Here is a 14,403-nt window from a genome sequence, read left to right on the forward strand (position 1 = left end):
GCGGCCGTTGCGCCCAACGCGACGAGCCGCTATCGGGTGCGCCTGCCGGAGACGTGGCCGAGTGGCTGAAGGCAACGGTTTGCTAAATCGTCGTACCCTGTAAGGGGTACCGAGGGTTCGAATCCCTCCGTCTCCGCCAGCCTCTTCGCTCTCGGCCGGTGTGCATCGCGGACGAGCGCCGATGCCGGGGGCCTTAGCCGCCTACCAGGCCCAGTTGTCGTGATCCCGATGATCGCCCTGCAGCCGCAGCAGGAAGTCCGAGCTCCCGTCGCCGTCGATATCCAGGTTCAGGAAAGTGACGCCGCCCTGCAAGGTCAGGGTCGCCTGCCCGGCTGCCCCCGAAAAGACGTCCACCAGATCGAACGCCTGATCGCCGTCGCGGGTGGTGTCAGCATCGATGCGGCTTAGATCGATGGAGTCATTCCACGAAAGGTCGGTGATGCGGTCTGAGAGAGCCGCTGTTGACTCTCCGACGCTCAGGTAAACGAAGGTGTCTGCGCCACCGCCGCCGGTGAGCCTGTCTTGGCCACCCGCGCCCCAGATGCGGTTGTCGCCCGCATTGCCCGCAAGGAAGTTCGCCAGGCTGTTGCCGACCGCCGTCAAATCCGCCTCGCCGACCAAGGTCAGATGCTCGACATACTGGCCCCGCAGATCGTAGCTCACGGAAGAGTAGACGTGATCGGAGCCCTGGCCGTTATGCTCCACTGCTACGTCGCCCTCTGTCTGGACGTAGTAGATGTCGTTGCCGCCCCCGCCAATCAGCCGGTTCACGCCCGAGTTGCCCGTCAGGACGTTGGCAAGGCTGTTGCCAGTCCCGTCGATATCCGCCGATCCCGTCAGCGTCAGGACTTCCACGAAGCGACCGCCGAGGCTGTAACTGACCGAGGATCGCACCTCGTCGCGACCCTGGCCCGAGCTTTCGAAGACACGGTCGCGAATGTCGTCGACGAAATAGATATCGTCCCCGAGCCCGCCAGCCATGTCGTCGGCCCCACGACCGCCGCGCAGCTCGTTGTCTCCACTGTTGCCCACCAGGGCGTTGTCGAGTTCATTCCCTGTCGCGTCGATGTCGGCGACTCCCGCGAGCGTCAGCCGTTCGACCTGAGCGCCCGCGATGGAAAAGGTCACCGAGGCGAAGACCCGATCGGCGCCCTCGCCCGACAGTTCGACGACCTGGTCTTCAATATGATCGACGTAATAGGTGTCGTCCCCCAACCCGCCGAGCATCAGATCCGCGCCGCCGCGCCCATCCAGAACGTTCCGCCCTGAATTCCCCGTCAGCCTGTTGGCGAGACTGTTGCCGACCGCGTCGAGATCGGCCGTCCCGGTCAGGGTGAGAGCCTCGACATAGGCTCCGGCCAAATCGAAGCTGACCGAACTCAAGATGTGATCGTACCCTTCTCCCGCCTTCTCCACCACACGATCGCCGACCGTTTGGATTACGTAGGTGTCGTCGCCGCGCCCCCCGGTCAGAAGGTTTACGCCGGCATTTCCAGTAAGCAGGTTGTTCAGAGTGTTTCCGGTTCCGTCGACCCTCGCCGTTCCCGTTAGGGTCAGGTTTTCGACGTAGATGCCGGAGAGGGAGTAGCTGATGGCCACCTCGATGGTGTCAATGCCTTCGCCGTCTACCTCGACCACGCGGTCGTCCAGGCTCTGAATCCGGTAGGTGTCATTGCCAGCGCCGCCAACGAGCACGTTTCGGCCGGCGTTTCCGGTCAGCAGATTGTTCATCCAATTGCCGGTCGCATTGATGTCGGCGCTGCCGGTCAGGGTCAGCCACTCGACCCCGTGGGACAGGACGAAACTGACCGAGGCGAGAACGTGGTCGAGGCCATCTCCTGAGGTTTCATCGACCACGTCCCCGGCGTGATCGACGATATAGACGTCATTTCCGCCCATGCCGCGCATGACATCGGCGCCGCTGCGGCCGTCCAGGACATTGTTGCGCGTGTTGCCGGTAATCGTGTTGCTCAGGTGGTTGCCGGTCGCGCGCAAACCCGCCGCAAGGACATCGTCGAGGACGAGATTCTCGAAATCGGTCCCCTCAAGCGAGTAGTCAGCATAGGCGACAAGGGTATCCGAGCCCCCATTTGCGAGCTCCACAATCTCAATGGCGCCGGACACCAGATGGTAGGTGTCGTCACCCGCGCCGCCCACAACCCGAAGCGACTGGGCGGTGATGTAAAAGACATTGTCGCCCGCGTTGCCGATGACTTCGATGACGCCCGCCGTGCCGGAAACTGATGCGTCCGCGGTCCCTGTCAGGACGACTTTCTCGATCTCGCCGTTCAGTCCGACATCACCTGCGGAATAGACGATGTCATCGCCCTGGCCTGTGGTTTCGGTGATGTAGGCGCTACCGCCGGCGCTCACATGGTAGGTATCGTCCCCGGCTCCGCCCCTCATCTCGTCATGGCCGCCGCCGCCCCACAGCACGTTGGCCACGCCGTTGCCGATAATGCTGTCGTTGCCTAGCCCGCCGGAGCCGTTCTCGATGACCGCGCCGTGCGCAATGGCCATGTTGTCCTTCAAGCCATTGAAGCTCGAGAAGCTTCCCTCCCGCAGATCAAGCACTGCGTCGCGCATGTAACCGGACAGGTCGATGGTATCGACGCCACCTGCATCCCAGATGGCGAGAACCGGCTCGTCATCGGCGGCGAAGGTGTAGGTTGCTCCGGCGTTAGAGTTGAAGCCGTAGACCGTGTCCCCCACACGCGTCGTGGTGTTGACGCCGTAGATGTGCTGCAAAATCAGGATGTCGTGCAGCAGAGGAGTGCGCGCGTATTCTCCGCTGTGCGCGGCGCCTGTCTTCGTCTCCGAAAAGTATGACATCACCGTATATTGGCGTGAATCCTGCCGGTACTCTGCATGGCTCTCGTACTTGATGCCGCCACTGCCAGTCGCGTTGTAGTCACCGGGATGTGGCACGCCGAGCCCGTGCATGACTTCGTGCATCAGGGCCATGAAGTTGTAGCTGCCCGGCGCATAGGTGCCGAAGTAGCCACTCGAATTGACCCACACTTCGGCGCCGGTCAGCGGATCGCGCCCCTCGCCCGGCTGGTCCTGATGGCTGACAACTGCATGTCCCCAGACATAGTCAGGCATGGTGTCGGAATTGGCGAAGGTCAGGCGGTTGGCGGAGCTTCCGTTGTCGCTCGCCGCCACGAAAGTCAGATTCGCCACATCGCCAAACAGGGCGAAAATCTGCTCAACCGCCTGCTTCTGCAGAATGGTGAAGGGCTCGAACCCCGCATAGTCGGGATCATTGGCGTTCTCGCCAGTGAGGTTCTGGAAGAAGGCATAGGTGACCACGCCATTGGTCCAGCCGACATTCCAGCGATCAAGCTGCGCAATGATCTGAGCGATGGCAAAACTGGGCTTGGCCGCGGCGGCCAGCCCCTCGCCAAGACCGCTGTCGACGCCGGCGCAAACGATGCACATGTCACGGTTTCCCGATCGCCGGCTCGCTTGTCGTGATCGACGGCATGCCGGATGTTAGAGCCCCGAAGGCCTCCGTACTGCCGCTCACGCGAAACTCCAATCTCCGGGCGAGATTGCAACGCGCTACAGTTGCGTGGTGTGGCGCATTTGCACAGCCGGGGCTCGTCGCCCTGACTACGCACGTGACTTCTGCCTGAAATATTGATGGAGCGACGGTGGCTGGGGAACTAGGACTCGAACCTAGAATGACGGTACCAAAAACCGGAGTGTTACCATTACACCATTCCCCAGCAGGTCCGGCGCTGTCCCAGGGCCGGGGCCCGGGGAGGCGGTCGAATAGCTCAACCTCGCGGGCCTTGCAACACCATCTGGAAGGCGTCGCGACAAGGTGCGAAACGCCGCTTGCGGCGGCGGAATCGCCTAGCTATAAGCCGCGCCTCACGTCGGAGTGTGGCTCAGTCTGGTAGAGCACCGCGTTCGGGACGCGGGGGTCGCAGGTTCGAATCCTGCCACTCCGACCATTCCTTTCCCGAAACTCGAAATGCCCTGAGCGGGCGGCGCCAACCGCGCCGGCTGATGCATCCGCGGCCGCAGCCCCGGCGTTGTGCCGCCATGACCGATCACACCGCCCCCTCCCCGATCGCCGTCCTGGACTTCTGGCGCGACGCCGGCCCTGCCAAGTGGTTCGCCAAGGACGAGGCGTTCGACGCTGAATTCCGTCGCCGTTTCGAGACCGCTCACCTGATGGCCGCCCGCCGCGAACTGGATCATTGGGCCGAGAGCGCCGACGGCATGCTGGCGCTGCTGATCCTGCTGGACCAGTTTCCACGCAACGTCTGGCGGGGCACGGGCCACGCCTTCGCCACCGATCCCCTGGCCCGGCACTTCGCCACCCTGGCCGTGGATCAGGGCCTGGACGGGATGATCGACAACGCCCTGCGCCGCTTCATCTATCTGCCGTTCCAGCATTCCGAGGATCGGGCCGATCAGGACCGGGCTCTGGCGCTGTTTCAGTCGCTGGACCGGGACAACGACGACCGTTGGGCCGAACACCACCACGCGGTCATCGTTCGCTTCGGCCGCTTCCCTCACCGCAATCGCGCCCTGGGGCGCGAAACCACGCCCGAGGAGCAGGCCTTCCTCGACCAGGACGGCTTCAAGGGCTAGCGCGGGGTCAGATAGGCCCGAACCGCCCGCGTCGCGGCCTCCAGCGTCATCTCCGGATTGGCCCGACGCAGCGCCTTGACCGCTTCCAGCGTCTTGCCCTCGGCCAGCAGCGCCTTGACCTCGGCGTTCTGGTCCGTGGCCGGCTTGATGTAGCCATAGGTCTGGTTGCTCTCTCGCTTGGGCTGAGGACGGCGCACTACGGTGTTGTCGGCCCGGTCCCGGCGTCGGCGGCGGCCCATCCGGGACGGCTCGCCCCGCGACTGGCTGCGGCCCAGCAGATAGCCCGCGGCGAACACCACCAGCGCGGCCAGTCCGGTCCAGATGCTGACGTCCATCGATCGCTCCCCAGCTATTGCTGTCCGACCTTAACCCCGGCGGTTGTCGCGAGGCCAGTCCGGAGCGACCCTGTCGCCTCAGATCGAAACCAGCGAATCAGTCCGTCCGCCATGACCGCCCTCGCCGCCCTCGTCGACGCCTATGACACCGAGGCCCCGCGCGCGCCGGTCGGCCCGGACCATCCCGAGCTTCAGTACCTCGGCCTGCTGCGCGACATTCTGGAACGCGGCGCCCGGCGCGAGGACCGCACCGGCACCGGCACCCTGGGCCTGTTCGGCCGCCAGATGCGGTTCGACCTGTCCCAGGGCTTTCCGCTGCTGACCACCAAGAAACTGCACCTGCGCTCGATCATCATCGAGCTGCTGTGGTTCCTGCGTGGCGACACCAACATCGGCTGGCTCAAGGAGAACGGCGTCCGCATCTGGGACGAATGGGCCGACGACAAGGGCGACCTGGGCCCGGTCTATGGCAAGCAGTGGCGCTCCTGGGCCGCGCCGGACGGCCGGGTGATCGACCAGATCGACCGTCTGGTCGAGGGGCTGCGCACCAACCCCAACAGCCGCCGCCACATCGTCTCGGCCTGGAACCCGGCCGATGTCGAGGACATGGCCCTGCCGCCCTGCCACTGCCTGTTCCAGTTCTTCGTCGCCGACGGCAAGCTGAGCTGCCAGCTTTATCAGCGCTCGGCCGACGTGTTCCTGGGCGTGCCCTTCAACATCGCCAGCTACGCCCTGCTGACCCTGATGCTGTGCAAGGTGACGGGACTTCAGCCCGGCGACTTCGTCCACACCCTGGGCGACGCCCACCTGTATCTGAACCACCTCGACCAGGCCCGCGAACAGCTGGCCCGCGACCCCCGCCCCCTGCCCACCATGACCGTCGCCGACAAGCCCGACCTGCATGCCTTCGAGCTGTCCGACTTCCTGCTTGATGGATACGACCCCTGGCCGCACATCAAGGCCTCGGTGGCGGTCTAGCGTTGGCTCAGCCCCACATAGCCCTCGTCGTCGCCCGCGCCCGCAACGGCGTCATCGGCCGGGATGGCGATCTGCCCTGGCATCTCCGCTCGGATATGCAGCGGTTCAAGGCCATCACCCTGGGCAAGCCCTGCCTGATGGGCCGCAAGACCTGGGACAGCCTGCCGCTGCGGCCCCTGCCCGGCCGTCTCAATCTGGTGCTGACCCGCGACCTGTCCTACGAGGCCAGGGGCGCGGTGGTGTGCGAGAGCCTGGCCGAGGCCCTGTCCATCGCCAAGGAGACGGCGGTCGAGGACGGCGTCGACGAGGTCTGCGTGATCGGCGGAGCCCAGTTGTACGCCGCCGCAATGCCCCGCGCGCGGCGGCTGTATATCACCGAGGTCGAAGCCGAACCCGGGGGCGACGCCCTGTTCCCCGCCTTCGACGAAACCGCGTTCGAAGAAACCCTGGCCGAACGCCACCCGGCGAGCGACAAGGACGATCACGCCTTCACCTTCCGCGTCCTTGAGCGACGCTGAGCCCCGGAGCCCCCGATGATCGTCGTCACCACCAACGACCTGCCCGGCCATCGCATCACCCGCCAGCTTGGCCTGGTGCGCGGCGTCACCGTGCGCTCGCGCAATGTCGTCTCCGACGCCATCGGCGGGGTCCAGTCGATGATCGGCGGCCGCGTCGGCGCCTATGTGAAGCTGGCCGAGGCCGGTCGCCAGGAGGCCTATGTCGAGCTGGTCGCCCACGCCCAGTCGATCGGCGCCAACGCCATCCTGGCCATGCGTTACGACGCCACCGAGATCATGCCCGGCGTCACCGAGGTCCTAGCCTACGGCACCGCCGTGGTGGTCGAGCCGGCCTGATCCAGGCCCAGCGCCCGCGCCACCTCGGCCGCGATCGTTGCAAACACCTGGCCCGCCTCGCTGTCGGGGTCGCTCGCCATCAATGGCCGTCCGGCGTCGCCGCCCTCGCGCAGAGCGGCGTCCAGCGGCAGTTCGCCCAGCACCGGAACGCCCAGACGCTCGGCCTCGCGCCGCGCGCCGCCGCGACCGAACACCTCGCCCGACATATTCTCCACCAGGCCCAGCACCGGCGTGCCGACCCGGGCGAACAGGGCGTGGGCGCGGCGCGCGTCGGCCAGGGCGACCTCCTGCGGCGTCGAGACGATCACCGCTCCATCCAGTGGCGTCTTCTGGATCAGGGTCAGGGCCACGTCACCCGTGCCGGGCGGCATGTCGACCACCAGCACGTCCAGCGGCGCGGCCTCCGTCCCCCAACGGGTCTGGGTCAGCATCTGGGTCAGGGCCTGGCTGGCCATGGGCCCGCGCCATACCATGGCGTCCGACGCGCCAGTCAGCAGGCCGACTGACATCGCGGTGATCCCCCAGGCCTCTGCCGGGACCATGGTCCCGTCCTCATAGGCAGGCTTGCCGGCGATCCCCAGCATGGTCGGAGTCGACGGCCCATAGACATCGGCGTCCAGCAGGCCCGCGCGCCAGCCGGCATGGGCCAGGGCCACCGCCAGATTGGTCGCCACGGTCGACTTGCCGACCCCGCCCTTGCCGCTGGCCACGGCGATCACCCGGCGCACATGGGCGGGACGATCGGTCGGGACCGGGGCCTTGGCGCGGGTCTGGTCCTGGGCGGCGGGCGACAGGCCGGCAGTGCGGCGCGGACGGTCCGGCGCGGCTTCGGCGCTCAGCACCACCGACACCCGCGCCATGCCCGGCATGGCCTTCAGAGCGGCCTCGGCGGCGTCGCGCACGGGCGCATAGAGGGCCGCCTCGGCCGCCGGAACCTCCATGGCGAAGCCGGCGCGGTCCTCACCCACGACCAGTCCCTGGACCAGTCCGGCGCTTACCAGACCCCGCCCCGACTTGGGGTCAGGGATCCCGTCCAGCACGGCTTCGACGGCGGCGCGATCGATCACGCGAGGAAACTCCGGTTGCGAAAAGGCGTCGGGCGCCTTCTATCCCCGCCCATGGCCGAGAGCGACCCCCGCGCCGACAGCATTGAGTGGACCAGGCCGATCCTGCTGCTGGCGGGGCCGACGGCGTCGGGCAAGTCGCGCCTGGCGCTGGAGCTGGCGCGGCGCCGAGACGCGGTGATCCTGAACGCCGACAGCCAGCAGCTCTACGCCGACCTGCGCGTGCTGACCGCCCGGCCCAGCATCGAGGACGAGGTCCTGGCCGAGCACCGCCTCTACGGCGTCGCCGACGCCGCCGACGCCTGGTCGGTGGGGCGATGGCTCCGGGCCATCGAGGCCGAACTCGCGGCCCTTACCCGAGAAGGCCGCCCCGCCATCGTCGTCGGCGGCACGGGTCTGTATTTTCGTGCGCTGACCGAGGGGCTCGCCGACATTCCCGCGATCCCCGCATCGGACCGCGACGCCGCCTCGGCGCTGTTCGACGCCAAGGGCGAACCCGATTTTCGCGCGCGGCTGGCGACGCTGGACGCGGCCTCCGCCACCCGTATCGCCCCAGGCGACCGCCAGCGCCTGATCCGCGCCTATTCGGTGGCGACCACGACCGGACGGACGCTCGGCGACTGGCAGGCGGCTACCCGCCCCGCTATCGGTCCCGAGCTTCATGACGCCCATCTGCTCGAACCGGATCGCGTCGCGCTCTACGCGGCGTGCGATCGCCGGGCGGGTCAGATGCTGAACGAGGGCGCGATTGAGGAGGTGCGGCGCCTTCTCGATCGCGATCTGTCTCCTGATCTCCCGGCCATGAAGGCTGTCGGCGTGCGCGAGATCAGAGGCTTTCTCGGGGACCTGACAGACCGAGCCACCACACTGACCGCGCTGTCCCAAGCCACGCGGCGGTACGCCAAGCGCCAGCTCACCTGGTTCCGAAATCAAACCCCCAACTGGCTTCGCGTCCAAGCTCTTCAATAATGCCTGGCTTTCGCCTATATTCCACGCGTCCGGGTTCGCCCGGACTATGGCGATAAACGCGCCTGTAATAAGCGGACCGGACCCGGGTGCGATTCCCGGCGGCTCCACCAATCTCTTCCGCGTTATCGGCGGGACTGTGCGGGGCCGACCAGCATCGACGGACGTGTAAAGAGGATTGCTTTCGCTCGTGTTGGCCCAGCGCATCGGGCCTTTAAACTACCTGCGAACGATAACTTCGCTGAGGAATTCGCCGTCGCCGCGTAATGCGGTTCCGGTAATTCCGACCTAAGTCCCGGGGGTTCAGATCCTCGGGCGGGGCCTGTCCGGGAGCCTGCCAACAGAATCCCGGCGCTTTTCCTCACATGACGCCGGTTTGTTCGGTTCTCGAACCGAACGCGCCTTTACGCCCGGCCCACCGCCCCGCTATCAGTCGCGATCAGGCCGACGGGGATCCGATGACCGACGACACGCCGTCCAAGGACGAGATGGGCTACGAACGCCTTGCGCAGGAAGCCCTGCGCGGCGTTGTGCGCTCGGCCCTGTCGCGCATCGCCGAGGAGGGAATGCCCGGCGCCCACCATTTCTATGTGACGTTCAAGACTCGAGGCGTCGGCGTCACCTGTCCGCCGGATGTGGTGGCCAAATATCCCGATGAGATGACCATCGTTCTCCAGCATCAGTTCTGGGACCTCGACGTCGGCGTCGACGGTTTTTCCGTGATGCTCAAATTCGGCGGCGTGCCCAAGGTTCTGGCCGTGGCCTATTCGGCCGTCACCCGCTTCTACGACCCCTCCGTGGGCTTCCTGCTGCAGTTCGATCCGCCTGCCCTGGCCCCTGAACCGGAGCCCGAGACCGAACGGTCCGCGCAGCACACTACGCCGGAGCCGGTCTCGGACGGTCCCAAGGTGGTCTCGCTCGACCAGTTCCGAAAGAAATAGATTTCGGCTAACGTCGTTCGCGCTCTGGGGAGGGCTCGATGGACGACAAGCTTGCCGAATTCCTCATCGACGCCGGATTGGTGCTCGGCGTCTACCTGATCGCGGCCACCGCTCTGGTCTGGGCCTATGGTCATGCGGGACGTCTGTGGCTGCTGCGCCATGGCGTCATCAGCAACAATGCCGACGGCCACCGCGACGTCTGGCCGGGCGAGTTCGGCGAACTGGTCATCGTCACCCTGGCCATGATGTCAGCCTGGGTCGTGATCTTCTTCACCAACGACGTCACCCTGGTCGGCATGCTGGCCATGTGGCCGCTGGGCGCGCTGGCCTTCCTGGCGTTCGTGTCGTTCTGGGTTGTGCTGCACTGCCGCCTGGAGGTCGCCCGCGCCAAACTGTCAGGGCGACCGCCCATCTACTGCGGTCGGCTGGCCGGCACCTACCGCATCTACAACATCTACAGCATCTGTCTTTTCGGCATGGGCGCGATGATCGTGATGATGCTGATCGCCCAGTTTATGCATGACGGAGCGATCTTCGCGGCCGAATCTCGCCGCATCACCGAAAACTTCGAAACGGCCCGACTGATTGCATCAGCGGCTACTCCCGAAGCCTACGCCCAGGCCATCGCCACGGCCGAGCAGGGCTTCAGCGGCATCGCCCTGTCCGGCAAGGCGCTACAGAACCAGTTCAACCCGATGTTCGTGTTCGCCGGCACCCTGATCATGATCAACATCGCCATCAACATGACCAGCCTGAAGGCGATGTTCACCGGCGGCGCCGTCAGCATGACGGCGATCTTCACCTACGGCCCCCTGGTGATCATCGGGGCGGTGGGTCTGTGGGTCTATCTCAACCACTATGAGACGATGCTGACCGCTTCCCTGACCTCGCTCCAGGCCTTCACGCCGCCGGCGAGCCTGGCCGATTGGCAGATGTCCAATCGTCACGCCGAGATGGTCACCGAGTTGTCCAACGCCCGCAACATCTTCGGCTTCGCCACCACCGTGGCCGGCGAAGGCGGCGGCTTCGCCATCCTGGCCTGGGGCGTCCAGACCGCGCTGGAGAAAATCGGCGACACCGGTGACAAGGAGCCCGTTCACATGCCGTTGCGCAAGTTCAGGCCGCACGACGGACGGTATGCCTGGACGCTCAAGCGCGAGGAGCGGGCCCAGCGGCGTCGCACGCCCAAGGCGCAACGGCCGGTCACGGCCTGGCGTCGGCTGAAATTCAAATTGGCCAGGCTGCGCCGATCGCCGCAGGAGAATGAGCGTCTCGCGCGGCTCTTTCCCGACATCAGCAAACTCTGGTGAAGGCGCGGCGCCGCATCATCGCCGCTCTGGCGCTGTTTCTGATCCGCGGCGCCTATGCCTGCGCCTCGATCCAAGCCACGGGAGCGACCCCCTCGACCGCCACCGATCTCAGCATCGTTCGCCCCACGACAGCCCCCGCTTCCCCGACCGACACCCTGTCCATCGTCACATGGAATCTGGGCTATGCGGGGCTGGGCCGGAACGCGGACTTCTTCGCCGACGGCGGCAAGGCCTATCTGCCGCCTGGCCGCGCCGACACGAAAGCCAATCGCGACGCCATCGCCGCGTGGCTGGCGGCCTCGGACGCCGATGTGATCCTGACCCAGGAGAACGCCTCGGCCAGCGTGGTCAACTGGTGGGTCGATCTGAAGGGCGCCATCGCCTCACGCCTGCCCGACCATACCCAGGCCTTCTACGCCGACTTCCGGACGCGATGGCTGCCGCCGCCCCTGCGTATCCGCAATGGCCTGGCCACCTACTCACGCCTGGGCGTTACGGACGTTCAGCTATGGCCCCTGCCGAACGATGGCGATCCCTATGACGGTGCGCTGAGACGGCATTACGCCGCCGTCGCCGCCCGCATCGACGGCCCGGGCGGCGGCTGGACGGTCATCAATGTCCACCTGGCCGCGTTCGACGAGGGCGCGGCCCTGCGCAGGAGACAGATCTCGACCCTGCTCCAACACGCCCAGGCCGAGCGCGCGCTCGGGCGACGTGTCGTCATCGGAGGCGACTGGAATCTGCGTCTGGCCCAGACCGACAATCCGCACACGACCGAGGCCCGGTACCTGTTCTGGGTGCACGACTTTCCGGCCGATCTGCTTCCCGAAGGCTGGACGATCGCGGCCGATTCCACGGTGGCAACGGTTCGCACCAATGAACGCCCCTATCGACCCGCCGAGAACTACACCACCGTGATCGACGGCTTCCTTCTCGCGCCCGATGTCGAGGTCGTGCGTGTCGCCGGGACCGATCTGGCGTTCGAGCATAGCGACCACCAGCCCGTCCGTGTCGAGCTCCGCCCTCGCTGACACCTCTGTCATTTCCGAAAGATGGGGAAGCGCCGACGAATGCGTTGACAGGGCGCCATCCGAAGCGGAACATTTCATGAACCTGGAGGAGGCGTACATGCTGGAAGGCCGCTGCCATTGTGGAGCCATCGTCTATCGGATCACCGGCGAGGCGCGGCACGCGCTCTGTCACTGCCAGGACTGTCGGCGCGCGGCCGGCGCTCCGGCGGTGGCCTGGGCGTTGCTGGCCCAGGAGCAGATCGAGATCGAGGGTGAACCGCACGTCTATGCCTCATCGGAGCATGGGCGCCGGCACTTCTGCGGAAATTGCGGCGCCGGGCTGTTCTATACGAACGAGGCGATCTTCCCCGGCATGATCGACATCCAGTCGGCGACGCTGAACGACCCCGACGCCCTGCCCCTTCAGGCCCAGATCCAGACCGCCGATCGCATCGGCTGGATGACGCGGCTGGACGACTTGCCCAGTTTCGAGCGCTATCCGCCCGCGGGCTGACGCGGATAGGCGCGGATCACGATCCGCTCGCGCTCGCCTTCGTGCCGCTCGACCAGCAGCCGCGCCACCTGGGCGTCGTCGTGGAACAGATAGCCCTTGATGGCGTCCAGCAGCGCCTTGGCCAGATTGTCCAGATCCATCCACGGCGGATCGCCGACATGCTCCATGCGAATCTCGACCACATGGTCGCCCCATGACGGACGGGCGCCGCGCCACTCCTTGCGCATGAACTCATAGACCAGGGGCTTGTAGTATTTGGCCTGGGTGGTCAGGCCGTCGATGACGATCTCGACCGCCTTGCCATCCTCGCGCGCCCGCACCTTGCCGGTCCCGACCCAGCCGGTGGTCATTTCGGGTGCTCGCCTTGAAGCCTCATCCTCGCGTGCTACACGGCCGCACCTCTGTTCGCCACGCCTCATGAGTTCGCCATGACCGACGTCCGCACCGAATCCGACACCTTCGGCCCCATCGAAGTTCCGGCGGATCGCTATTGGGGCGCCCAGGCGCAGCGCAGCCTCGGCAATTTCAAGATCGGCTGGGAGAAGCAGCCCCTGCCAGTCGTCCGCGCCCTCGGCATCGTCAAGCGCGCGGCGGCCGAAACCAACATGTCGCTCGGCAAGCTGGACGCCGCCATCGGCGACGCCATCGTCCGCGCCGCCGACGAGGTGATCGAGGGCAAGCTGAACGACCACTTCCCGCTGGTGGTCTGGCAGACCGGCTCGGGCACCCAGTCGAACATGAACGCCAATGAGGTGATCTCGAACCGGGCCATCGAGATGCTGGGCGGCGAGATGGGGTCCAAGAAGCCGGTCCATCCCAATGACCACGTCAATATGAGCCAGTCGTCCAACGACACCTATCCGACGGCCATGCACGTCGCCTGCGCCGAGGAGGTCGTTCACCGTCTGCTGCCGGCGCTGCAGACCCTGCGCAACGCCCTGAACGACAAGGCGGAGGCGTGGAAAGACATCATCAAGATCGGCCGCACCCACACCCAGGACGCCACCCCCCTGACGCTCGGCCAGGAGTTCGGCGGCTACGTCCAGCAGGTCACCAAGGGCATCGAGCGGATCGAGAGCACCCTGCCCGACCTGATGCAGCTGGCCCAGGGCGGCACCGCCGTCGGCACCGGCCTGAACGCGCCGATTGGCTTTGCTGAGGGCGTGGCCGACAAGATCGCCCAGATCACCGGCCTGCCCTTCACCACCGCGCCGAACAAGTTCGAGGCCCTGGCCGCCCACGACGCCATGGTCATGAGCCACGGCGCGATCAACACGGTCGCCGCCTCGCTGTTCAAGATCGCCAATGACATCCGGTTTTTGGGCTCCGGCCCCCGTTCGGGTCTGGGCGAACTGGCCCTGCCGGAGAATGAGCCCGGCAGCTCCATCATGCCGGGCAAGGTCAATCCGACCCAGTGCGAAGCCCTGACCCAGGTCTGCGTCCAGGTGTTCGGCAACCACGCCGCCATAACCTTCGCCGGGTCACAGGGGCATTTTGAACTGAACGTCTTCAACCCGGTGATGGCCTACAACTTCCTGCAGTCCGTGCGGCTGATGGCCGACGCGGCGGTCAGCTTCACTGACAACTGCGTCGTCGGCATCGAGCCGCGCCGCGACAACATCGAGCGCGGCCTGAACAATTCGCTGATGCTGGTCACCGCCCTGAACGGCAAGCTGGGCTACGACGCCTGCGCCAAGATCGCCAAGACCGCCCACAAGAACGGCACCACCCTGCGCGAAGAAGCGGTCGGCGGCGGCTATCTGACCGACGCGGAGTTCGACGAGGCGGTGCGGCCCGAGAAGATGATCTCGCCGGGCTGAGAA

General features: G+C 66.2%; 14 protein-coding genes, 3 tRNA genes and 1 other RNA gene. 13 read left to right on the plus strand and 5 right to left on the minus strand.

What is annotated here, in order from left to right; translation table 11 throughout:
* Positions 1 to 47 precede the first annotated feature (47 nt).
* A tRNA-Ser gene (locus EES48_RS05770) sits at positions 48 to 139 on the plus strand.
* A 62-nt stretch (positions 140 to 201) separates the two neighbouring features.
* Here EES48_RS05770 and EES48_RS05775 read toward each other — a convergent pair.
* Positions 202 to 3,441 carry a M10 family metallopeptidase C-terminal domain-containing protein gene (locus EES48_RS05775; protein ID WP_122465429.1) on the minus strand — a complete coding sequence of 1,080 codons (3,240 nt, stop codon included), beginning with the start codon at positions 3,439 to 3,441 and terminating at the stop codon, positions 202 to 204.
* Positions 3,442 to 3,657: 216 nt separating this feature from the next.
* A tRNA-Gln gene (locus EES48_RS05780) sits at positions 3,658 to 3,731 on the minus strand.
* A gap of 154 nt (positions 3,732 to 3,885) precedes the next feature.
* Here EES48_RS05780 and EES48_RS05785 point away from each other — a divergent pair.
* Together EES48_RS05785 and EES48_RS05790 are read left to right on the plus strand one after the other, a co-directional pair.
* Positions 3,886 to 3,962 (plus strand) — tRNA-Pro (locus EES48_RS05785).
* A 91-nt stretch (positions 3,963 to 4,053) separates the two neighbouring features.
* Positions 4,054 to 4,608 carry a DUF924 family protein gene (locus tag EES48_RS05790; RefSeq protein ID WP_162998041.1) on the plus strand — a complete coding sequence of 185 codons (555 nt, stop codon included), beginning with the start codon at positions 4,054 to 4,056 and terminating at the stop codon, positions 4,606 to 4,608.
* Here the strand turns inward: EES48_RS05790 and EES48_RS05795 are convergent.
* Entirely contained in the window at positions 4,605 to 4,943 is a 339-nt protein-coding gene (locus tag EES48_RS05795; RefSeq protein ID WP_122465431.1) for a hypothetical protein, read from the minus strand. The genes EES48_RS05790 and EES48_RS05795 overlap by 4 nt on opposite strands.
* Before the next feature lie 111 nt (positions 4,944 to 5,054).
* Here EES48_RS05795 and EES48_RS05800 point away from each other — a divergent pair, with 111 nt between their 5' ends.
* The 3 genes from EES48_RS05800 to EES48_RS05810 are packed head-to-tail and all read left to right on the plus strand — an operon-like array spanning position 5,055 to position 6,775.
* The gene (locus EES48_RS05800) at positions 5,055 to 5,921 is read left to right on the plus strand and encodes a thymidylate synthase (protein WP_122465432.1); all 867 of its coding nucleotides are present in this window, start codon (positions 5,055 to 5,057) and stop codon (positions 5,919 to 5,921) included.
* A gap of 2 nt (positions 5,922 to 5,923) precedes the next feature.
* Positions 5,924 to 6,439 (plus strand): dihydrofolate reductase, encoded by a 516-nt coding sequence (locus EES48_RS05805; RefSeq protein ID WP_122465433.1) that lies wholly within the window; start codon positions 5,924 to 5,926, stop codon positions 6,437 to 6,439.
* 15 nt (positions 6,440 to 6,454) lie between these two features.
* Positions 6,455 to 6,775 carry a YbjQ family protein gene (locus EES48_RS05810; protein ID WP_122465434.1) on the plus strand — a complete coding sequence of 107 codons (321 nt, stop codon included), beginning with the start codon at positions 6,455 to 6,457 and terminating at the stop codon, positions 6,773 to 6,775.
* Here EES48_RS05810 and EES48_RS05815 read toward each other — a convergent pair.
* Positions 6,742 to 7,842: an Mrp/NBP35 family ATP-binding protein gene (locus EES48_RS05815; RefSeq protein ID WP_122465435.1), complete on the minus strand. Its 1,101-nt coding sequence runs from the start codon at positions 7,840 to 7,842 to the stop codon at positions 6,742 to 6,744. The two genes, EES48_RS05810 and EES48_RS05815, sit on opposite strands and share 34 nt — an antisense overlap.
* A gap of 51 nt (positions 7,843 to 7,893) precedes the next feature.
* Here EES48_RS05815 and miaA point away from each other — a divergent pair, with 51 nt between their 5' ends.
* The 6 genes from miaA to EES48_RS05845 all read left to right on the plus strand — a co-directional run bounded on the left by miaA (position 7,894) and on the right by EES48_RS05845 (position 12,580).
* Positions 7,894 to 8,808 carry a tRNA (adenosine(37)-N6)-dimethylallyltransferase MiaA gene (gene miaA, locus EES48_RS05820; protein ID WP_162998042.1) on the plus strand — a complete coding sequence of 305 codons (915 nt, stop codon included), beginning with the start codon at positions 7,894 to 7,896 and terminating at the stop codon, positions 8,806 to 8,808.
* Positions 8,797 to 9,161, plus strand: a transfer-messenger RNA (tmRNA) gene (gene ssrA / locus EES48_RS05825). The genes miaA and ssrA overlap by 12 nt, the downstream gene beginning before the upstream one ends.
* A 102-nt stretch (positions 9,162 to 9,263) precedes the next feature.
* Positions 9,264 to 9,746, plus strand: a complete 483-nt coding sequence (locus EES48_RS05830) for an SspB family protein (RefSeq protein WP_122465436.1) — start codon at positions 9,264 to 9,266, stop codon at positions 9,744 to 9,746.
* A gap of 38 nt (positions 9,747 to 9,784) precedes the next feature.
* The gene (locus EES48_RS05835) at positions 9,785 to 11,056 is read left to right on the plus strand and encodes a hypothetical protein (RefSeq protein ID WP_122465437.1); all 1,272 of its coding nucleotides are present in this window, start codon (positions 9,785 to 9,787) and stop codon (positions 11,054 to 11,056) included.
* A complete protein-coding gene (locus EES48_RS05840) occupies positions 11,053 to 12,087 on the plus strand; it encodes an endonuclease/exonuclease/phosphatase family protein (RefSeq protein WP_122465438.1) in 1,035 nt (344 codons plus the stop codon). Before EES48_RS05835 ends, EES48_RS05840 begins: the two co-directional genes overlap by 4 nt.
* Before the next feature lie 76 nt (positions 12,088 to 12,163).
* The gene (locus EES48_RS05845) at positions 12,164 to 12,580 is read left to right on the plus strand and encodes a GFA family protein (protein ID WP_205679372.1); all 417 of its coding nucleotides are present in this window, start codon (positions 12,164 to 12,166) and stop codon (positions 12,578 to 12,580) included.
* Here EES48_RS05845 and EES48_RS05850 read toward each other — a convergent pair.
* Complete coding sequence (locus tag EES48_RS05850) at positions 12,562 to 12,930, minus strand: RusA family crossover junction endodeoxyribonuclease (protein ID WP_122465439.1); 369 nt, start codon at positions 12,928 to 12,930, stop codon at positions 12,562 to 12,564. The two genes, EES48_RS05845 and EES48_RS05850, sit on opposite strands and share 19 nt — an antisense overlap.
* 78 nt (positions 12,931 to 13,008) lie before the next feature.
* Between EES48_RS05850 and fumC the strand changes: the two genes are divergently transcribed.
* Positions 13,009 to 14,400 (plus strand): class II fumarate hydratase, encoded by a 1,392-nt coding sequence (gene fumC / locus EES48_RS05855; protein WP_122465440.1) that lies wholly within the window; start codon positions 13,009 to 13,011, stop codon positions 14,398 to 14,400.
* Positions 14,401 to 14,403 lie beyond the last annotated feature (3 nt).

The organism is Brevundimonas lutea, from assembly GCF_003704105.1.
GTDB classification, from domain to species: domain Bacteria; phylum Pseudomonadota; class Alphaproteobacteria; order Caulobacterales; family Caulobacteraceae; genus Brevundimonas; species Brevundimonas lutea.